The sequence below is a fragment of the Brevibacillus sp. YAE8 genome (genome assembly GCF_057543335.1).
This window is the reverse complement of sequence record NZ_BAAIYG010000190.1, coordinates 1-510: the sequence shown is the minus strand read 5'-3', so window position 1 is coordinate 510 and position 510 is coordinate 1. Positions and strand designations below refer to the sequence as shown.

At 52.4% G+C, this 510-nt stretch carries 1 protein-coding gene; it reads left to right on the top strand.

What is annotated here, in order from left to right:
* On the top strand, positions 1-510 hold a 510-nt coding region (locus AC27IT_RS28325; protein WP_487092347.1), incomplete at both ends, for a DHH family phosphoesterase.

Genomic DNA, 510 nt, shown 5'->3' with positions numbered 1-510 from the left:
ATTGCCGCTGTGCATGAAGCGAAGGTGGCAAAGGAACTCGGACTGGATGTCATCATTACTGATCATCATGAACCGGGACCGGAGCTTCCTGATGTCCATGCGATCGTCCACCCGAAGCAGCCTGGCTGCACTTACCCGTTTAAAGAGCTTGCCGGGGTTGGAGTCGCGTTTAAGCTTGCCCACGCTTTATTGGGTGAACTTCCTGATGAACTGCTTGACCTGGCGGCTATCGGCACCATTGCCGATCTAGTCCCGCTGCATGACGAAAACAGATTAATTGCAACACTAGGACTTGAAAGGCTTCGACGGACAAATCGGCTCGGCTTAAAAGAGCTGATTAAGCTGTCAGGCGGAGACATCGGAGAAGCGAACGAAGAAACAGTCGGATTTCAGCTCGCACCAAGGCTGAATGCCGTCGGAAGAATCGAACAGGCGGATCCCGCTGTTCATTTGCTTATGTCAGAGGATTCGTTTGAAGCGGAAGAGCTTGCCGCAGAAATTGACCAGCTG